Genomic DNA, 20,434 nt, shown 5'->3' with positions numbered 1-20,434 from the left:
CTATTGCCTGCACGTGAGGAAAGTTTACGATCCGCAAAACGTCATGTTTTAGTCAGCTAGTCTGCGACGGGTATCATGTTTTTCGTGTCCAGAGACAACAAAAAATCAGGAATTGTTGTTATGTGTAAAATCGCAAGACGGACTATGAATGACTGTTTATACGAGTGTAGACACTAATAATTCTGGCGTGAATGTACCGTTGAAAGATAACGAGTTTAGATCTCACTTTACGAAGTGGTTAAATGTTAACTGATTGTTTTTATTGAGTATAAAAATAAAATATAATAAAAATCCAGAATAATCCTAAACCCGATGTAATTAAAAACTTAACCTAAATCATAGTGATAGAGTAATTAGCGTATGATATATCATGTATTACAAGGGGAATAGTTAATTAAATTTGTTTGCTAAGCATGGAAATAATATAGAGAAAATATTTTTTTGCTAAGAAGGCGTCGATGTTATTTACAAATAGAACGGCAAGAGCTAGCAAAAAATCGCGGATTGGACCATTGAATGAATAATAAATTGAATATTAGCCATGCTTAAATTCGTCGTAGGTTATTGTGAGTGTTAATACGTAGAGATGTGATTGATTGGTTTTAAATAATTCGCCGAGGCAATTGCGGATGAATACAAAAAGGCGGTGAGTTACGCTCATGATAAAAGATTAGCAAGAGAACCATTATTAAAAATGGCCCCGACATTGGTGACAAACCTTTTTTCTATTGTGTGCGCTGTTTTGCCGGGTGGCGGCTTCGCCTTACCCGGCCTATAAAAATAATCAATCTCAATACGTTATGCGTAACATGTAGGCCTGTGCAAGCGAAGCGCCGCCAGGAATAATTCCCCGGTTTACTCCCCGACGATCTCCACCCGATTGCCATCCGGGTCGGCAATAACCGCTTCATAATAGCCATCACCGGTCATGCGTGGCGCGCTCAGTAATGTTCCCTGTGCGCGAGCCTGCTCCGCCAGCCTGTCTACGTCCTGCTTTGTTCCCACCATCAGCGCGATATGCGCCCAGCCGACAAACTCTGTCGCTTCTGGCGCATTGGATAGCGTGGGCACGGTCATCAGCTCAATCGTTGCGCCTTCGTCGAGGGTAATAAAATGTGACTCAAAGCCCGGCCGGTTTTGGCTGACATAGCGTTCATTGCTCTGCCCGCCAAAGACGTTCTGCCAGAACGCCACCTGAGCGTCGAGGTTGCGGGTCCAGAGGGCTACGTGGGCAATTTTCATTCTTGTCTCTCCTTATAGGGTTCGTTTCCCCTCATCCTGAGCGGTTGTTGGACGGAATACAACGCCCGTCTTATTACGGCACTAGAGTGCTGACCTGCCCCGGAAAAACAATCTGAATGACGCCAGCCCACATACATAACAATTTTGATTGTGCCGTCAGCGCGGGCATATTTCCTACCAACACCGTCGGGGAACCGGGAGCCCACGGGGCGACGGTATTGGGGATACACGGCATCGGCGTTAATACGCCCATCGCGGCGGCGGTCGCAGCGACGACCGTCGGATTCGCCATACTGTTACACATCCCGAACGGCATGATATTAATAAACGGTTTGTTATCCATAATATTGGCCATTGGCATATTGCTGACGATCGTCCGGTTCATCGGCAGGACGTTCATTGGCGTGGGCGCGATGCCAAATGAGCATTGCAGCATTGCGCCCGCGCAAACTCCCGGGCAGCTCATGGTAACACCCCCAGCAGACGCCACAGTCGTCGCGCTGACTCATCGCCGCTAATCAGTTCATTGAGTAATTCTGGTAGGGGCGTATGGCCCCAGACATGCGCGCGTTGCAGTAGATAGGGAACCGGGCTATGAGGTTCAAGCCGTTGCAGATAATCGGCGATCGTTTTAATGGCCTGATAAGCCTCTTCGCGATTGTTAAAGGTGGTGGGAATAGACGTCATGACTGGCCTCTCATTATCAGGAGTATCAAGGGGGACGGGGGCGGGCGAAACCGTGCCGCCCAGCGCCTGCAGTTGCATGCGCAGCTTCTGTTCCAGCGCAGAAAAAGAGGGCGCAGAAATGGCCGGCCAGCTTTGGCAGACGGCGTTAAGCCGCTGTAGCCAACCAAGGCTGCTGACCAGCGCCGACACCTGCGCTTGCCGATTGTCGTCAGAAGGCGGCTCGGTCAGTAACTGGGCGTAACGCAGCGCCATCCAGCCCAACGGCGCGGCGCGGTAGTCATAATCCTCATCCCGAATCCGGGGGTGCAGTGTGTCGGGAAAGCGTTCCAGCGCCAACGCCGGTAGGGCGAGCGCGTCCGGCAGCGCGGCGAGGCCGTGCTGCTTTATCCACGCCTCGCCCAGCCAGCCCATAATCATCAGATCCTTACTGAGATGCGTGGTTATCGAGCTTGCCAGTAAAGCGACTTCCTGCCAGTCGGCGCGTTGCGGCGTACTTTGCCAGACGCCGGTCGGTAATGATTCATCGTCCTCACGCCGCGCGGCGGCGAGCTGGTCGAATTCGGGCGCATAGCGAATGGATTCGCCGCAGGGATGTTCCGTCGAAATCGGCGTCAGCAATGTGTTGAGCTGCTCCATTAATGTCCTCCTGGTGCGCTGTGTTCGGCTAAATTTATCCACGGTAACGGGGTGTTGTTTTCACCGCTGAGTAGCGCCAGCTGCAGATAGACCACGGCCTGAGTGCGCACCTGCCCATCGCCCACGTTTAGGGTAAAACGCAGCGGTAGCGGTTGTGTCTGCGCGCCGTCATCGCGCTGCTGGCTAATCATGCGCAGTAAGGCCCATGGCCCTTGCCAGCGCCAGCGGGCGCTGTCCGCGCTGAGGCTCATACCCGGCTGGCTCAGGCCGGGTAGCGGTCGCCAGGGCGAGTTGGCCGCCCAGCGTAGGCTGAAGTTCAGGCTATCGCCGCTGCGCCAGTGCACATCGTTTTGACCGCCGCCCGGGTAGCTGCTGGCCTGCTGAGGGCCTGCAAGACGCCACTCGGCTATCTGGTCAGCGCCATTTTCTTTTGCCCGCGAGGTGCGCCAGAGAGTGCGCACCGTTACCCCCTCCGGCGCGATTAATGCTGCAAGCAGCGGTCGCGCGGCGGCAAGCTGCTGAACAAGCGGCGACTGGGTGCTGAGATTTTCAGGCGGCAGTTGCGCGAGCAGCGCCACCAGCTCCCTCACCCGGTCGGGGTCGGCGTCCGGGGCGCGCAGGTTGCGGCTAAACGGGAAGTGTCCGGCGAGCCAGCGCTGGTAGAGCGCGCCGATTTTTTGTGACGAGCCCTGGCTTGCCTGTTCGCGCAGCTGACGGCAGGTTTGCTGGAAACTGCCGACCAGCGCGGTCAGCGACTGGCTATAGAAATCATTTCCCCCGGTCGCGTACTGGGCTAACTCGGCTTGACAGTTTTGGGCGGTCATCTCCGGTAGCGCGGTGGCGAGCGTGGTCATCTGAACCGGCGGGCTGACCGGATCCTGCTGTTGCAGGCGCTGCATCGTATTAAGCGAACTGGCCCAGCGGGCTATCAGCGCATTATCCTGCGCCGATAACCACGGGCGCTGTCGGTCGAGCCAGCCGATATCAGACTGGTAGCGCGCAAGCGTGGCGGTGATCTGCTCCGTTTGCGCGCTGGCCCAGCCTGCGGCTTTCTCGGCGCTGGCGGCGGCCTGTTCCGGCGTGGCATAGCTGATGCCCGGCGCCGACGCGGGAGGAAGCTGAACGCTGCCTTCACGCTGAAGGCGGGCAATCGCCTGTGCCGCCATTTTTTGCCGCAGTGCGGAGGCCAACTGCGGGCGGTTTAACTGACCGAATGCGTCAATCACCGGGTCGGCGCTGGCGGGGTTAACCGCGCTATCCTGGGCGGTGGGCAGCGCGTCGGTATATAGCGCCATCATCATGGCGCGGGTGACGGCATTTTGCGCAAGCATTGCGATTTTGGGCTGCCAGAGACTGTCAGGAAGCTGCTGCATATAGCGCTGATAGCCGCCGAGCAGCGCGTTCGCCTGCTGGATTTGCAGATTGCCAGGATAGCCGGGGATAGCAGGCAGGGTCTGTCCGGCGCTGCGTTGCCAGAACGGCTGATTGAGCAGGTCGCGCAGGCTTTTTTGCAGCGCCAGAATATCTGGCGAAATGCTGAATATTCCTTCTGCTGACTGCTCGGTAAGGGTCGAGAAATGGAGCTGGGAGCTTTCTGTCTGCATCAGGAAACGCTGGCGTAGCAACGCTTCATGACGCCCTAAATCCTCAACGACCCGGTTATCGATAAGCCGTAACGTCCGCGCCTGCGTCAGCAATTCATTGAGCGACAGACGAATCGGCGAGTGCGCGGCATCGCCGCTCAGATTATTAAGTAGCGTCAGGTTTCCTTGCAGGCGGCTAATTTGACGCACCAGCGTGCGGACAAACGCGATGTTGATGTCGCGACTGTTACTGAACTGGTTGATGAGCTGTTCTAACTGCCCAACGTCGCTTTCCAGACCGGCGCTATCGTAGGCCTGCTCCAGCCATCGTTGAGTCTGGTGGGAGAAGATCTCGCTGTTTCGCTGGGTAAGCGTGTCGGCGTCCGGTAGCGACAAACGTGACAAATTGAGCGTGGTCAGTAGCGCATTAATATTGCGCTGTGACGGCAGCGAGTTGGCATCGACACTGACGCCCCAAACGGTGGAGGAGAGGGTTGCCAGCGTCAGCACGGTCGGCTGTTTGACCTGAATAAGCTGGAGCAGCGGCAGGTAACGCAGCTCCATCTGTTTGGTCCGGCTGAGTAATTGTTCAAGCTGGCGGTAACGCTCCTCCGGCTGAATATCGTCACGTTCACGGAAGTTTTCCCCGCGCGCCGAGGCTTCACTTTGCAGGCAAATACTGTCGGTTGCGGGGGCCAGCAGGCTGGCTAAGGTGGCGTTGTGGAAAGTATCGCGCAGTTTGCCGTCGGTGCGGCTGAAGTAAGAACCCGGCCAGATGAACGAGCGGAACTGCCATTGCGGCACGGCGTTAAGGATGCGCCAGTACAGCGCGGTCGTGCGCTCGCCCTGCCCCTGATTGTTGGTGACCTGCGTCGCCAGAATTTGCAGGCGGTCGTGCAGACGCAGCGCATTACCGTGCTGTTCCTGCCAGCTCCAAATCATTATCGCAAACCATAACAGACACACCGCGCTGTAGGCCGCCACGGTCAGAAAATGGCGGCGCAGATTGAGGCGCAGTAAGCGGCGAACCGGTAGCGCAAGGCCGCTTTCCGCGGTGATTTTTCCAGTCAGTAGCCCGTGGCAAAACTGCATCGTTGGCTTGTCATCAACGCTGCCGTGCGCGACAAACCAGATCCCGCGCAGTACCGGCGGTTCGTCTCGCGCATTGCTGCTAAGCAGCGTGTCAAAAAGCTCATGCAGCGGGGCGGCAAGTTGCGGAAAAACTTCCGGCAGCTGGAATAGCGCGCGCGGCGTTTCGCCTGCCAGCGCGCCGAGTTCGGTGATGGCCTGGCGTAGCGAGGCGCGGGTATTGTCGAGGGCCTCATCTATCCAGTGAGGACGCCACACCGCCTCACGCGCCGCAGGAATGCTGCTGCCAATCAGCGTCTGGGGAAGTTTTTCCCGCAGCATCGCGACGCCTTCCAGCGTTTCCAGCCCGCTCACCATCACGTAAATGGGCAGGCTCAGCCCGCACACGCGCTGGATTTGCTGGCAGTTGTGCAGCAGGCTTGCGGTCAGCGGATGCGCAGGCCCCTGCTGTAACGCCTCCAGCGGTAACGTCATCACCAGCGCATCAAGCGGGCGCTGCGGGCGACTTCGGACGATGGCCGACAGCGCTTTTTGCCAGTCATTTTGGCGTAACAGGTGTTTCTTTGTGGTGACCTGAAGGGCGTGCGGGACGCACAGCATGTGGCACTGTTCGTCAAACCACCACTGCCCGAACCAGTATTCGGAGCCGTCGTTGAGCGCCCAGCTTCGGCATAGCCGTTGGTTATCGGCTTCATCTCCCAGCATCAGCACGCGGGTCACATCGTAAGGATCCTGCTCGCCAATGGCGCGGTAGATCTCTTTACCGGCGCGAATAAAAGCGTTGTTGCGATACTCCCACTGCCACCAGATGGCCCACAAAATGATTATCAGCCCGATGACGATAACCAGTAGCACGGTGATCCCGGTTGTCGTCATTTGTCATCTCCCGGGCAGGATTGGGTAACCGGAAAATCGGGCAGGCTGTTCACGCCAATCGCATCTTCAATGCTTAACCACAGCCGCTGGCTTAACAGCAGCAGGGCAAACAGCACCACGATAGCCGTCAGATGCAGGCGCGAGTTGTCCGGCAATCGGCGGCGAGGGGGGAGCTGAAGTGATTGACCCAGAGCTTCTGCCTCCAGGCGTTCAGGGAGGGTTTCCGGCTGCGGATCGTGTTGAAACGCAAAGCGCCACAGCAGCTGACAGGTTTCCTGATGATCCTGCGCATAGGCGTTTTGTCGGCTGGCACCAAAGCCCAGCGTCAGGCAGCGCAGGTACAATGCGGCTAAATCGCGCATCGCCGGGTTACGTTCGGTGAGTAGCGTCTCAATACGTCGCGGCAGTTCGTCGCCTGCGCTATGGGTTTGCCACAGGTCATATTCCAGCGGGCAGGCTTGCCACAAGGAGAGGGCAGGCCAATCCTGGCAGCAGAGGATCGTTTCATCTATCAGCGCGACCAGCGCGTAAACGGCGGCCTCAGTTTGCACATGAAACGGCGCGCCCAGTTCACGCGTCAGGCGGCGGCTGTATTCCGCCATCGCCTGATGGCTGAGAGAAAATGCCTGCTGATGCAGCTCGGTCGGGGTAAGCGGCGCGATTTTCCATTGTTCAAATTGACCCAGCCAGCGGCTAAAAATTTCGTCGAACAGGCGGCTGGCGGGCATATCAGTCATCGCTGGCATCGCGTGGTGCCTCCTGTCGGTAGAGCATCACGCGTGCCGGGTTATCCGCCACTTCATGTAACGGCGCAATGTAGAGCGGCGTATTTTCTTCGAACCACTGCGTGCTCAGCGTGAGGGTGAACAGCGCAATGGCGGTATCGGTTTCCCAGTCCCCGCGTTTTTCCGCGGGCAGCGGCGCAATCGACATCCCGTGCATACGCTGTCGGCGCAGTACCGGCAGGAACGGCTCGCTGGCGATGATGCATTGCCGCAGCCAGGCTTCCGCGCCCAGCGTGGCGGTCACCGGCATCATGACGCCTACCGTAAGGGTGTCGCCTGCGCAAAGCGATGAGGGCAGCTCAATGAAAAAGGCGTTTTGCTGCAAGATGAAATTCAGGCGTTGATGGCGACGGTGTATCTGGGCGAGCTGCGATTCCAGCAGCGTGAAAAGGCTATTAAACCCCGGCAGCATATTCTGGTAGTTAAAGGCAGGCAGTACCGGCAGCGCTTTATCCGGCGCCAGAATGGCGGTTTGCCCGGTAAAGACGCAGAGGCTGCGAAATAAACTGAGCGGATGCGTGTGGCTACTGTTCACAAGGCTTTCCAGCAGGGGCAGCGCCCCCTGAACGCTTTGCAGCGCGAGGGTCAGCCAGAGCCAGTCGGTGGTGCGCTGATTTTGCTGCGCGAGGGCAATCTCGCGGCCAAGAAACAGCATCTTCTCCCGCGCCTGTCGGCAAATTTTCCGGGTACGCTGCGACAGATAATCGCCCTCCTTTACCACCGGAGAGGGTGCAAACCATGCATTCTGGCGAAAACCGCCTTCGGTATACTCCACCTGCAACAGCGGTAAGCACACCTGATCCGCTCTTTCGTTGTGGCTTACGATCCGCGGCGCGGCTTTCCACAGCGGGATGCTTTCAGGAAACTCGCCGCTGCTTAAGTCGGGAAGGGGAGCGCTATGAACGCTGCGATAGCGCCCCTCCATGGTCTGCCATTGCCCTGCGCGCTGCGCGGGTGGAAGCGCTAAATACAGCAGATGTTCGCTGCCCGGTGAGGCGGGCAGAAGCGTGGTGCAATCAAACTCCAGCGGCGGATCCTGGCTGATATCATAATCAATCGGCGCACCGTCGGGCATAACGGCCTGTAGACGCAGCAGACGTAGCGTCCCTGCACACAACGCCGCTTCGTCAATCTGTAACTGGTGCACGCCCCAGAACCAGGGATTGGCATCGCGGGCAAGCGTGGCGGCCAGCGTTTCATGGCGCAACGCTTGTAGCTGAAAATGTTGCGGCAGCATCGCCATCCCTTCGTACCAGCATACCGTTGCCGGAATTGTGCTCATATTACCTTCCTTGTTCAGATACCAGCGCGAGGTCATCGGTCATTAGCAGCAGGTGGAGCGAGGTGATGTTATCCAGACGTAGCCGATGATCGCCGTCGCTACGATAGCGGGCGAACAGCACAATTGCCTCGGCGGTTTGCCCCTGTAGCGGATTTTTGTCGGCCACGAAATGCGTGCCGGGTACCAGTTCCAGCGACCAGATACCGAGCGCATCCGGCGCATCACGCACCATCTGAGCTTTAGCCTGAAACCACTGTTCGGCGGATAACGACTGTATTTGCGTAATCAGCGCAGCGTCGCGAATGGCGACAATATCCACCGCCACCGGCGCGTTATCGTTGGCATCCTTAGCCACATCAATCACCACCGAATGAATATCGACACGGCTTTGCCAAAATGAACAGCCGTTATTCATTAATAAGGTGATGCCTAATAATAATGTGCGAATAATAAAACTTATCTCTTTCATTCTATAAAATCCCTTTATAGCTGATTAAGAGGGTAATTAACGTTGTGGTGAGATTGTTTGATTTACATCACTATTAGACAATTCTGTACAAAATGAAAAGAAGGGGGCGCTGCGTGTGTTATGTATATAATTAATTTAGCTAATAATTATGGGTGGCGTGCTTTCTTATCTTATTGGTTTTTAACGATTTTAATGTTTATCCTGCGCTTTTGTGATGTAAGTTATTTCTTAGGCAAAAATTAAAAAATTAGATTGATATTTGTTTTGGACTGTGTTTTTTATAATTGATGTCATTATTGGTGAATGTATTAATGAATGAAGGTGCTGAGAAATAAGCATCAGGGATACTCTTGCAAATAAAGGATTAACAATGGCAGAAAGTATTCAGCATAAGCTCGATAGGATCCGTCCGCCGCGCGTACAAATTACCTATGATGTTGAAATTGGTGGCGCAATCGAGAAAAAAGAACTGCCGCTTATTGTCGGTATTCTGGCAGACCTTTCCGGTCAGCCGGTTTCACCGCCGAATAAGCTGCGTGAACGGCGCTTCGTGGAGATAGACCGGGATAACTTCGACGATGTGCTCGCCTCCATTGCTCCCCGGCTGGCGATGCAGGTGGAAAACCGCCTGACGAACGACGGCAGTAAATTTAACGTCGAACTCAATTTCAATAAGTTCGATGACTTCTCCCCGCTCGACATTATCGACCAGATTAAACCGCTCCAGCGTCTGTTCACCGCACGTCAACGCCTGCGTGACCTGCTCACCAAACTGGATGGTAACGACGACCTGGACGCGCTCTTGCAACAGGTCGTTAAGGATAACGCTGAGCTTCAGGCGCTGCGCCCCGCAGCCGAACAAACGCCTGCCGAGTAACGTTTAAGCGAAAAGGAAACGGACAATGGATACTGTTCAGGAACAAGCCGATAGCGGCGGAGAAACTATTACGCTGAGCGTACTGGATCGCATCATTCAGGAAGGACGAATGGCGCGCGATGAGCTCCAGCAAACCTATGCGCGTGACATGCTGGAAGAGCTGGCAACGCAGATCCTCGACGAAGGTATGGCCGTGGAAGGCGATACCGTGGCGATGATTAACCATCGCATTGCCCAGATTGATGAGCTGATAAGCGCCCAGCTTAATGAAGTGTTGCACCACCCGGATATGCAGAAACTCGAGGCCTCCTGGCGCGGGCTGCACCAATTTGTGATGAACACCGAAACCAGCACCCGGCTGAAGCTACGCCTGCTGAATGTCTCACGCAAAGAACTGCAAGACGATCTGGAAAAAGCCGTGGAGTTTGACCAGAGCACGCTCTTTAAGAAGCTCTATGAGGACGAATACGGCACCTTTGGCGGCAACCCGTACAGCGTGCTGGTCGGGGACTTTGAATTTGGCCGTCACCCGCAGGACGTCGGGCTACTGGAGAAACTTTCTCAGGTTGCCGCCGCCGCGCACGCGCCGTTTATCGCCGCGGCAAGCCCGCGCCTGTTTGATATGGGCTCGTTTGCTGAACTGAATATCCCGCGCGATTTGGCGAAAGTTTTTGAAAGCACTGAGCTTATCAAGTGGCGATCGTTTCGTAGCAGCGAAGACTCTCGCTATGTTTCGCTGGTATTACCGCATGTCCTGCAACGCTTGCCGTATGGCCCCGATACCGTGCCGGTAGAAGGGCTCAATTTTGTCGAAGATGTGGATGGTCTTGATGCCAGCAAATATCTGTGGGGCAACGCGGCCTGGGCGCTGGCGAACCGCATTACCGACGCGTTTGCTTTATACGGCTGGTGCGCGGCAATCCGCGGCGTAGAGGGCGGCGGATTGGTTGAGGGGCTGCCTGCGCACACCTTCTCCACCCCTTCTGGCGACATTAGCCTGCGCTGTCCGACGGAAATCGCCATCACCGACCGTCGCGAAAAAGAGCTTAACGATCTCGGCTTTATCGCCTTGTGCCATAAAAAGAATACCGATAACGCGGCGTTCTTCGGCGGGCAAACCACCAATCAGGCCAAAATCTACAACACACCTGAGGCCAATGCTAACGCGCGTATTTCCGCCATGCTGCCGTACATCCTTGCCGCTTCTCGCTTCGCGCACTATCTGAAAGTGATGATGCGTGACAAGGTCGGCAGCTTTATGAGCAGCGAGGAAGTGGCAAGCTACCTCAATAACTGGATTGCCGATTATGTTCTGCTGCGCGACAGCGCCCCGCAGGAAATTAAAGCGCGCTATCCGCTGCGCGAAGCGCGGGTCGATGTGCAGGAAGTTCCCGGTAAACCGGGCGTTTACCGGGCGATAGTTTTCCTGCGTCCTCACTTCCAGTTAGAAGAACTGACGACCTCATTGCGCCTGGTGGCAGAGCTGCCGCCACCGGTCACGGCCTGATTTAAGGAGATAAATCATGGATGCTATTTTTTTAAAGCTCGACAAAATCGACGGTGAAAGCCAGGTCAAAGGCTTTGAGAAGCAGATTGAAATCATGTCGTACAGCCATAACGTGGCGATGCAGGTTACTAACGATGTCAGTAACACCGAGCGTACCTCCGGGCGTGCGCATGTGGGGGAGATGTCGCTGACCAAGTTTGTTGACCTGTCGACGCCAAGCCTCAATGAGTGCTGTTGCAGCGGTAAAGTTATTCCGACCGCGGTGCTGACGTTATGCCGCAATGACAGCGGTAATATGCTGCCGTTTATCGTTTATACCCTGTCGAACTGCGTCATTTCCCATCTCAGCGTGAGCGGCGGTTCCGGCGGTAAACCGGTTGAAACCCTGTCGCTGAATTTCACCAAGATCAAATGGGAAATTACCGCCCAGAAACCCGGTGGTGAAAAAGAAGGAAATGCCTCGTCGGTGTGGGATTTGGCGCAAAACGCCAACGGTAGCTAACCATGTCGTCCATTCCGGTCGCGCTGTTTGACCGGCTCATCGGCGGAGAAGTTTCCCCGCGCGAGTCGGTGATGCGGGAAATAACCCGTTTCTTCAATACGCGGACTTCGTCCGAGGGCATGGCGGGAGACGATGGCGTACCGGAGTGGTGCACTATTTACGCGGGGGATGAACGTGCGGTGCAGCAGTTTTGTCGGCAGCTACGCGATGCGCTGTTGCGCCACGACCCCCGAATTCAGTCGCTATCGGTTGAGGCCGTTGGGGTGGATAAACAGCGCCTGACACTGTGCCTCATTATGGCGTTAAGGCAGAGCGATAACCGACTGATCATGAATATTCACTGGCAGCAAGGTGGCTGGCAGTCATCCACCCCGGGAGAGATCAATGGACGATCGATTGCTGGATGATTATCTACAGGAACTCCGCAGCCTGCGCGCGGCCAGCGGTGAATTTGCCCGTCGGCACCCTCAGGTGGCGTCAAAGCTGCGTCTAAGCGAGTTTGATTGTCCCGATCCTCATGTTGAGCGGTTGCTGGAGGGTTTTGCATTGCAAAGCGCGCGCCTGCACCGGCGGCTGGAGGACGGGTATGGTGAACTCAGCGAGGCGTTGCTGGAACTGCTGTCGCCTCAGCTAATGCGCCCCTTTCCTGCCTGTTCGACGGTCAGCTTTGTGCCTGACCCGCATGCGGGCTTTTTGACCACCGGCTATCAACTCCCCGCCGGAACCCCACTGTATGCTCTCACCGAAGAAGGCAATACCGTGTGGTGGCGGACTTCGCTTGCGCAAACGCTGTGGCCGATTGTGCTTGAGGAAGTTGCCTGGGAAGAGGCGGCCGAGGCGCAGCACAGCAGCGGATTTAGCGAAGCGCGCGGCGGCCTGCGGTTTCGGCTGCGCTGTTTATCGCCGCATCGTTTTGCCGACCTGACAATTCGCACGCTGCGCATCCATCTGGCGGGCGCTCCGCAGGTAAACGCTGCGCTGTTTGATCTGCTCTACGCGCACACATTGGGCGACGCCCGCCCGTATCCGATAGGTCTGCACCGCGCAGAACATCTGCTGCCGATAGGCCCCGGTGAAGCCGCAAGTGGACAAGCGCTGAGCGCCTGGATGCATTGTCCACAAGCCTTAATGTATTTTGATGTGCCGCTGCCGCCGCCAGGCGAGAGCGACACCTTAACGTTTACCCTCGCATTTGACCGGGCGCCAAATGTGGCGCTGGCGCTTCAGCCTGGGGACATTCGCCTGGGCTGCGCGCCGGTGGTGAATCTGTTTACCCGCACCTCTGAACCGGTGATCCCCTCGCATACCCGCAGCGAACAGCCGCTGGTGGCCGACCACCACGATACGCAAATTGAAATTTATCAGCTGCGAGAGCTGTGGATGAGCCAGAAAGAACGCGCCTGGCGCGTTCCGGCGTACTACTCCGCCAGCGGTCACAGCGAGTCGCGCTGGTTCTGGCATGCCCGACGCAATCGCCATCATGGCAACCGTTTGTGGCTAACGTGGGTGGACAGCCAGTTTTCCCCGGCCGAACCGCAGCCGGAAATCAGCGTGACGGCCAGACTTTGGTGCAGCAACGGATCCCGGGCGCAGACATTACGCGCCGGAACGCCGCTGGCGTTTGAATTCCCCGGCCCGGTTGCGCAGGTGCAGTTACTGGAAACGCCGACGCCCCCTTCAGCGCCCGCCTGCCGGGGCGATGCTCGCTGGCGGCTGGTGTCATCGTTAGCGCTGAATCATTTCTCACTCACGGAAGGCGACAATGCTCTCGCCTCGCTAAAGGAAAAATTGTCGCTGTATGCACCTGAGGGGGCGACGAGCGCGCTGTGGCAGCAAATTAACGGCATCACCAACCTGAGTTGCCAGCGGGTTAGCGAACATCACGGGCGAGACGCCTGGCGCGGCTGGCGAAATGGGCTGCGGGTGACCTTAACGCTGGATAGCTCCGCGTTTAGCGCCAGTAGCCGACTGCTATTTGCAGGCGTTATCGCCCGATTTCTGGCGCAGAACGCGACGGCGAACTGTTTTGTGCAAACCGTATTACGTGACGAAGGCAAGGAGCTGCCGCTGTGGACGCCGAGCGAATCCCCGACGCTAACAGCGTGATGGCCCAGCTGGCGCGTGAGCCCTGGCGATTCACGCTGGAGCAGTATTGGCGTCTGCAACGGCTTGCCGGGCAGACGCCTGCATTACAGGGCGATCTCAGCCTGAGTTTTGCGCCATCGGAAATAAACCGGCTGCGCGATGGCCGTGTGCAGGTACGAAGCATTGGCCCAGGCGGGCCGGATGGCGTATTGCCCTATGGCTGGCTGGAGTGGTTTTCGCAGGCAGCGCAGGACAAAAACGCCGCGCCGCAGGATTTTCTGGACGTGTTCCAGCAGCGTTTTATGGCCCACCATGTTCGCGCATTAAGCCACTGGCGCATCGCGACGCCTTATGCCCGACAAGATCAGGCGGCCTGTACCACCATCCTGCGGGCGCTATGCGGGTTTGATTGCCAGACCGCTCCGCCTCAACTGCTGGCACAAAGTGGTTTGCTGGCTGACCGCCGCCGTTCGCCCGCCGGATTTATCGCGTTGGTGGCCGCAGCGCTGGGTGTGACTGTGCGTGTTGAGCAGTTTGTCGGTCACTGGCAGACGTTGCCGCGGGCCTCCCAGGAAAACATGCGCCGCCAGCTGGGACGTGATGCGGTAGCAGGTCGCCGGGCGTGGAATCAACAGGCGCTATTGCGCATTCATCTACATGTCACCGACGAGGCCCAATGGGCTGCCTTTTTGCCCGACGGGGAACCGTTCAAACAGCTCTGTTCGCTAGGAATGCTGTGGTTTGGGCCGGGGATTGACCTCGAACTTGCGCTGACCGGTACGCTGGCGCTGACGCAGCATCTGCGGCGAGCATCACCGCCTCGATTAGGACATACCGCGCGATTAGCGGGACGCAGGCTACAGCCTTTTTGCTGTCGTCTGTCACTTAAGGAGAAGTGAAATGGATTTAAAAGCACTGGTTTCGCGGCTCAATCCGACCTGCCTGAAAGCGCTGGAGCAAGCCGCTGAGGGGAGCCGCGCGCAGGGCCACTGGTTTGTCGAGCCGGAGCATTTACTGCTGGCGCTGCTGGAGAATGAACAGGGCGATATGGCCTGCTGTCTGACGCGTGCCGCTATCTCCATTGATGCGCTGCGCGCGGAGATTCGCCGTGCCCAGGGGGCATTTAAAACCGGCTGTACGCGGATGCCGGTATTCTCTGTGCAGCTAGTCGAACTGCTGGAAGGGGCGATATTACAGGCGACATTTCTGCGGCAGCCGCATGTGCGTTCCGCGTTGCTGTTGCTCTCACTCGTCACCCGCGATCGTTTGCGCGCCCAACTGGCTCAGGGAATGCCGCTGCTGCTACAGCTTCCCGCTGACTTGCTGGAGAAGCAATGGGCGGGCTGGTGCCTTCACTCCAGTGAGGAGAAAATCGCTGAACAGGAGCGGGATCTGCCAGTGCATCAGGATAGCGTGCTGGAGCAATATACCCACGACCTGACAAAGGATGCGCGGGAGGGGCGGATCGATCCGATCATCAGTCGTGAAGCGGAGATCCGGCAGTGTATTGATATTTTGCTGCGCCGTCGGCAGAACAACCCCATTTTAGTGGGGGCGCCGGGTGTAGGCAAAACTGCTGTAGCTGAAGGGCTGGCACTGCGCATCGCCACGGGTAGCGTACCGCCGCCGCTAAGAGAGGTGGCGTTGCTGGCGCTCGACCTTGGCCTGCTACAGGCGGGGGCGGGTGTGAAGGGCGAGTTTGAGCGGCGATTAAAAGGGGTCATTGAGGCCGTCAGGAAATCGCCGCAGCCGATTATTTTGTTTATCGATGAAGCCCATACGCTGATTGGCGCGGGCGGAGTGGAAGGCGGTAACGATGCCGCCAACCTGTTAAAACCGGCGCTGGCGCGCGGTGAATTGCGGACTATCGCGGCGACAACCTGGCAGGAGTACAAAAAGTACTTCGAGAAAGATCCGGCGCTGGATAGACGTTTTCAGCGTATCCAGATTGAAGAGCCGGATGAGGAGAACGCGATCATCATGCTGCGGGCGGTGGCCGATAAGCTTGAGGCGCATCATGGGGTGCAGATTCTCGACTCGGCAATCCGCGAGGCGGTACGCCTGAGCCAGCGCTATATCTCCGGGCGACAGCTGCCGGATAAAGCAATTAGCGTACTCGACACCGCCTGCGCACGGGTGGCGCTGGCCCAGCACGATATTCCGCCTGCTCTGGAAGCGATACGCCAGCAGCTGGCGGCAATGGAAGAGGAGCGGGAGCGACTCAACCGCGAGCTACTGGTGGGCGTCGATCACCACGATCGTTTATGTGAGCTGGAAATGTTCGCCGACGCGCGGCACGCACAGGCGCGAGAGCTGGAGGATCGCTGGCAGGATGAGCGAAAGCGGGTCCTCGAGCTAATGGCGGCGCGGCGACGCATGTTGGCGCTGAGCGAAAATCCTGATGATGACGGCGAGCTGGAACAAGAGCTGGTGGACTGCGCGGCGCTGATCGCCCGTCTGGAAACCGCCGCCGCCCAGCTGCGCGATGAAGTGCCACTGGTGCCGGACTGCGTGGATCCCGCGACCGTGGCGGCAGTGATCGGCGGATGGACTGGGATCCCCATCGGCCAGATGCTGACTGATGAAGCCCATGCCCTGCGCACGCTAGTTGCGCGAATGAGCGAACGGGTGATGGGGCAACAGGCGGCGCTGGAGACCATCGCCCAGCGGCTGCGCGCCTACCGCAGCGGTCTGACCGACCCGCAAAAGCCGGTCGGTGTGTTTCTGCTGGTAGGGCCAACCGGCGTTGGGAAAACGGAAACGGCCTATGCATTAGCTGACGCTTTGTATGGCGGCGAACGTAACCTCATCACCATCAATCTTTCCGAATATCAGGAAGCGCATACCGTCAGCCAGTTGAAAGGTGCGCCGCCGGGGTACGTTGGCTACGGCAGCGGCGGGGCGTTAACCGAGGCCGTGCGTCGTCGGCCTTATTCGGTGGTACTGCTTGATGAAATTGAGAAGGCTCACCCGGACGTGCTGGAGGCGTTTTATAACGTGTTCGATAAAGGGGTGATGGAAGATGGCACCGGGCTGATTGTCGATTTTAAAAATACGGTGATATTGGCGACGAGTAACGTTGGGGCGGAATTAATTCTCGATACGCCTGCTGCGGAATTAAATAGCGAGAGGTTTAACGAGGCGCTGAAGGCGGAATTATTGCGCCATTATCGCCCGGCATTTTTGGCGAGGATGACGACGGTGGCTTATCGGGCGCTGGATGAGAATGTGTTGAAAGGGATTGTATTGGCGAAGCTGGAGAAGTTGTCGCAGCGGTATTTGGTGGCGACGGGGGAGGAATTAAATATGGAGGATGGGTTAGTCGAGAGGGTGATGGAGAAGTGTAAGGGAGTGGGTGCCAGGGATGTTGAGAATCTGGTGGTTGGGGAAGTGATGGGTTGAATAAAAATAATTTGGAGGAATTTAATAATTATGAATCACCTTTTTTGCCATGGTCATGGGTCTCTTGAAGATGACGATTCTTACAGTCTTGTTAATATTCCAGAGGGTAAATTACTAATCTTATATGCACCCCCTGGTGCTGCAATTGCTGATAATGCCGCTGAGGAAATAATGAAATCATATGTTGAAAAGCATCCAGTGGAAGATGTTCAATACCATATTGAAAATCACCTTCCTTCTTTAACTCTTAAGGGGCGTGAAAGTAAGGGATATGCAGGAGAAAAACCGCCTCATGGGTTTTACGAATTTCCTTTAGTCGGTGTCGGTGGGAGCAGTATTGTCTATCCTAATTTAACATTGACCGGGGGAAAGGATTTGAGTCATTCAGGTTTATATAGAGGTGATGGTTTTGCAGAGTTGAAGTTAGAGGATGGAGATAAAATTAAATTAAGAGATATATTTGATAAATATCAATACTTTGACGTGATACATTGGTTGGCATGTATGTCTGATCATACAAAAGAGAAAGGGAATAGCGCGTTTTATGGATTTAAAGTTTCAATGTAAGTGGGTTGTATTTATTCAATTCATCGTGTTGGAATAAAATAATAACTATCTAATTATATTCTGTAAAAAGGAATTTCATATGCCCGACACCACCATCATCAAACTCACCGTCCCGAAGCTAACCGGCCTTACCGCCGCGACTGCGCAAACCGAATCAATGCTCAACGGTCTGACCACCGCTACCGTCGCTGCAACAACCTCCTCGCCGTTGACTCTTGATACCGCGCTGGCGACCCATCTGACTGCCACCATCAACAGCGCTGATTACGACGGGCTGATCGCCGAAGCCCACCACCTCCCATCTACCGCCAACGCCGATCGCTATCAATTCACCCTGCGCCCCTGGCTATGGTGGCTGACGCTTTCCAGTAATAACCGCGTCTTTCAGAATCTCAGCGCGCAGGAAATTGTCGAAAAGGTGTTTAAAGATAACGGCTTTACCGACTACAAATTCCAGCTCAAAACCAAACCGGCGAAGCGAGAATACTGCCTGCAATACAACGAAAGCGACTTCAACTTTGTTTCACGTCTGCTCGAGCAGGAGGGGATCTTCTGGTTCTTCATATATGAAGAAGGCAAACACACGCTGGTGCTGGCGGATGACAACAGCGCTTTTCCACCGATCCCCGGTGACAAAAAGGTGAAGTATCAGGCCGCGCAGAGCGGTGGCCGGGAAACTGGGGCGATTCGCTCGGCGGAACTGCGCTTGCACGCGACCGCGCAAGGCTTCAAGACCAGCGACTTTAACTACCAGCAGCCGAAAGCCACGCTGTTTGCGCAGGCTGGGGAGAAAAAGGGCGGGATGCAGTATCAGCATCCCGGCGGCTTCAGCGAAAAAGCACAGGGTGATACGCTGGCGGCGTGGAAGGTCAATGCGCTGAAAACCCATGCTAAACAGCTCGTTGGCGAAAGTGATTGCACGGCGCTGACGGCGGGGCACTGGTTCACGCTCACCGACCATCCCGACAATACGCTCAATATTGACTGGCTGGTGACGGCGGTGACTCACGAATATGACGGCGAGCGTTACCACAACCGCTTTACCGCCATCCCGAAAGCCACACCGTTTCGCCCGGCGTGTGTGACGCCAAAACCGTTTATGCATACGCAAACGGCGAGGGTGGTCGGCAAAAGCGGCGAAGCGATCTGGACCGATAATCTGGGACGGGTAAAAGTACAGTTCCCGTGGGACAGAGAAGGCAAAAGCGACGAAACCAGCTCCTGCTGGCTGCGGGTTGCCACCGCCTGGAGCGGCAACGGCTTCGGCGCGCAGTTTATCCCACGCGTTGGACAAGAAGTGGTGATTGCTTTTATTGACGGCGACCCGGATAAGCCGCTTATCACCGGCTGCGTCTACAACGGTGCGAATGCGCTGCCTTACGCGCTTCCGGCGAATCAAACCCAGTCCGGCATTAAAACGCACAGTGAAAAAGGCTTCAACGAACTGCGCTTTGACGACAAAAAAGACGCTGAGCTACTGGCAATGCAGGCGCAGAAAGATTTTCAGCTCAACATTCTTAATGACAGCACCACCACCGTCGGCCATGACGCGGCTGAAACCATCAAAAACGATCGCTCTTCTACTATAGAAGAAGGAAATGATGCTCTGACCGTGAAAAAGGGTAATCGCACGGTGAAGATAGAGAAAGGAAACGACGCGCTCGAAGTGAAGGAAAAACGCAGCGTGGCGGTAAAGGGCGATCAGGAACATAGCATCGAGGGTAACGACCTGACAAAAGTGAAAGGCGATTACACCCTCAACGTCGACGGCAATCTGACAATAAAGGTATCCGGCTCGTTAACGCTTGAGAGCGGTAAAACGCTGACGCTCAAAAGCGGGGCGGACCTTAAAGCCAGCGCGGCCACGGCGCTTAAGCTAGACGCCACGAGTATTGCCAGCGAAGCGAAATCGTCACTGACCCAGAAGGCCGCCACCATCAACCATGAAGCAAAAGCCTCATTAACCAGTAAAGCCAGCGCGACCCAGACAATTGACGGCGGGGGAATGCTGATGGTGAAAGGCGGACTGGTGAAGATTAATTAAGGAAGGAAAGGGATGTCTGAGCTGCTGCAACAACAAACGGGGAGCGGCGTACTCAAGGCAAATCTTAAAGACGGCGTGCTTGAGGGCGAGCTTCAGGTAGAAGAGCATGGACGCTTGCAGGTAGTGCAGCGATATCGGCAAGGCGTTTTGCACGGCATCATGGAAAGCTGGCATCCGAACGGCCAGCTTGCCATGCAGCAGAATTATCAGCAGGGAAGGGCGCAGGGTACAGCGCGCTATTGGTCAGCGGAAGGTTCATTGACCCGCGAAGAGGAGTGGCGGGAGGGGCAGCTTTATGGCGAGTGCCGCTCCTATTATCCCTCGGGGCAGATACAGACGCGTGAACAGTGGCGGGAGGGACTGCGGCATCAGACCTGCGAACAGTTTTACCCGGATGGCACGCTTGCCGTGCGACAGTATTTCCACGCTGGGAAGTTGAAAGGGGAGACTGAACGCTGGCTCCCGGACGGTCGGGCGGTGGATATTAATGGAAAAGCGCAGTCCCGAATCAGCAAATGGACCGAACGGCTCTGACCGATGAAGAAAGAAAGGCCGTTAAAACGGGGGCCTTAGCGTGTATTTCACCGAGCAATGATTGGCGAATGTGGATAACTCTGTGAGTAAATGGGTATAAGGCGGGGTTTTGCTGGGGATTGCAGCAGTCAGTCATTTTTCTGTAATTTAAGGGTTGCGGCCCCGAAGAAACTCCCTATAATGCGGCCCCACTGAGACGGAACAACGGCAAACAAGCCGCCGGGTCAGCGGGGTTCTTAAGAAGAACGCCGGCAGAGAAAAGCGAAA

At 56.2% G+C, this 20,434-nt stretch carries 17 protein-coding genes; 10 read left to right on the top strand and 7 right to left on the bottom strand.

The features are described from left to right. Positions 1-855: 855 nt before the first annotated feature. From ACIPDS_RS15765 to ACIPDS_RS15735, 7 genes are all read right to left on the bottom strand, one after another. Positions 856-1,242: a VOC family protein gene (locus ACIPDS_RS15765; protein ID WP_166516692.1), complete on the bottom strand. Its 387-nt coding sequence runs from the start codon at positions 1,240-1,242 to the stop codon at positions 856-858. A 73-nt stretch (positions 1,243-1,315) separates the two neighbouring features. Then, positions 1,316-1,708, bottom strand: a complete 393-nt coding sequence (locus ACIPDS_RS15760) for a DUF4280 domain-containing protein (RefSeq protein WP_400737691.1) — start codon at positions 1,706-1,708, stop codon at positions 1,316-1,318. Next, positions 1,705-2,565, bottom strand: coding sequence for an ImpA family type VI secretion system protein (locus ACIPDS_RS15755; protein WP_400737688.1), 861 nt, complete (start codon positions 2,563-2,565; stop codon positions 1,705-1,707). The genes ACIPDS_RS15760 and ACIPDS_RS15755 overlap by 4 nt, the downstream gene beginning before the upstream one ends. Continuing rightward, entirely contained in the window at positions 2,565-6,113 is a 3,549-nt protein-coding gene (locus ACIPDS_RS15750) for a type VI secretion system protein (protein WP_400737685.1), read from the bottom strand. Before ACIPDS_RS15750 ends, ACIPDS_RS15755 begins: the two co-directional genes overlap by 1 nt. After that, positions 6,110-6,859, bottom strand: a complete 750-nt coding sequence (locus tag ACIPDS_RS15745) for a DotU family type IV/VI secretion system protein (protein ID WP_400737682.1) — start codon at positions 6,857-6,859, stop codon at positions 6,110-6,112. Before ACIPDS_RS15745 ends, ACIPDS_RS15750 begins: the two co-directional genes overlap by 4 nt. Next, entirely contained in the window at positions 6,843-8,180 is a 1,338-nt protein-coding gene (gene tssK, locus ACIPDS_RS15740) for a type VI secretion system baseplate subunit TssK (protein WP_400737679.1), read from the bottom strand. The genes ACIPDS_RS15745 and tssK overlap by 17 nt, the downstream gene beginning before the upstream one ends. 1 nt (position 8,181) lies before the next feature. Then, complete coding sequence (locus ACIPDS_RS15735) at positions 8,182-8,649, bottom strand: T6SS protein Cts2N (protein WP_400737677.1); 468 nt, start codon at positions 8,647-8,649, stop codon at positions 8,182-8,184. A gap of 370 nt (positions 8,650-9,019) precedes the next feature. Between ACIPDS_RS15735 and tssB the strand changes: the two genes are divergently transcribed. The 10 genes from tssB (at position 9,020) to ACIPDS_RS15685 (ending at position 20,167) form a co-directional block, all read left to right on the top strand. Then, positions 9,020-9,526, top strand: coding sequence for a type VI secretion system contractile sheath small subunit (tssB, locus tag ACIPDS_RS15730; RefSeq protein WP_400737674.1), 507 nt, complete (start codon positions 9,020-9,022; stop codon positions 9,524-9,526). A gap of 25 nt (positions 9,527-9,551) precedes the next feature. After that, positions 9,552-11,033 carry a type VI secretion system contractile sheath large subunit gene (gene tssC, locus ACIPDS_RS15725; protein WP_166516700.1) on the top strand — a complete coding sequence of 494 codons (1,482 nt, stop codon included), beginning with the start codon at positions 9,552-9,554 and terminating at the stop codon, positions 11,031-11,033. A gap of 16 nt (positions 11,034-11,049) precedes the next feature. Beyond that, a complete protein-coding gene (locus ACIPDS_RS15720) occupies positions 11,050-11,535 on the top strand; it encodes an Hcp family type VI secretion system effector (protein WP_400737670.1) in 486 nt (161 codons plus the stop codon). Between the two features lie 2 nt (positions 11,536-11,537). After that, positions 11,538-11,942: a GPW/gp25 family protein gene (locus ACIPDS_RS15715; RefSeq protein ID WP_400737667.1), complete on the top strand. Its 405-nt coding sequence runs from the start codon at positions 11,538-11,540 to the stop codon at positions 11,940-11,942. After that, positions 11,920-13,641 carry a type VI secretion system baseplate subunit TssF gene (gene tssF / locus ACIPDS_RS15710; protein WP_400737664.1) on the top strand — a complete coding sequence of 574 codons (1,722 nt, stop codon included), beginning with the start codon at positions 11,920-11,922 and terminating at the stop codon, positions 13,639-13,641. Before ACIPDS_RS15715 ends, tssF begins: the two co-directional genes overlap by 23 nt. Continuing rightward, positions 13,605-14,519 (top strand): type VI secretion system baseplate subunit TssG, encoded by a 915-nt coding sequence (gene tssG, locus ACIPDS_RS15705; protein ID WP_400737661.1) that lies wholly within the window; start codon positions 13,605-13,607, stop codon positions 14,517-14,519. The genes tssF and tssG overlap by 37 nt, the downstream gene beginning before the upstream one ends. A 1-nt stretch (position 14,520) precedes the next feature. Then, on the top strand, positions 14,521-17,022 hold the full coding sequence (tssH, locus tag ACIPDS_RS15700; protein ID WP_400737658.1) for a type VI secretion system ATPase TssH: 2,502 nt from the start codon (positions 14,521-14,523) through the stop codon (positions 17,020-17,022). A gap of 30 nt (positions 17,023-17,052) precedes the next feature. Further along, positions 17,053-17,589 (top strand): putative adhesin, encoded by a 537-nt coding sequence (locus tag ACIPDS_RS15695; protein ID WP_400737655.1) that lies wholly within the window; start codon positions 17,053-17,055, stop codon positions 17,587-17,589. 79 nt (positions 17,590-17,668) lie between these two features. After that, on the top strand, positions 17,669-19,633 hold the full coding sequence (locus ACIPDS_RS15690) for a type VI secretion system Vgr family protein (RefSeq protein WP_400737653.1): 1,965 nt from the start codon (positions 17,669-17,671) through the stop codon (positions 19,631-19,633). 12 nt (positions 19,634-19,645) lie between these two features. Beyond that, a complete protein-coding gene (locus ACIPDS_RS15685; RefSeq protein ID WP_400737650.1) occupies positions 19,646-20,167 on the top strand; it encodes a toxin-antitoxin system YwqK family antitoxin in 522 nt (173 codons plus the stop codon). The last annotated feature ends 267 nt before the right edge of the window (positions 20,168-20,434 follow it).

Origin of the sequence: Kluyvera sp. NPDC087067, assembly GCF_044745165.1 — a bacterium.
Lineage (GTDB): Bacteria > Pseudomonadota > Gammaproteobacteria > Enterobacterales > Enterobacteriaceae > Kluyvera.
Note: the sequence above shows the minus strand (reverse complement) of the source record. Positions and strands in the feature narration are given on the sequence as shown.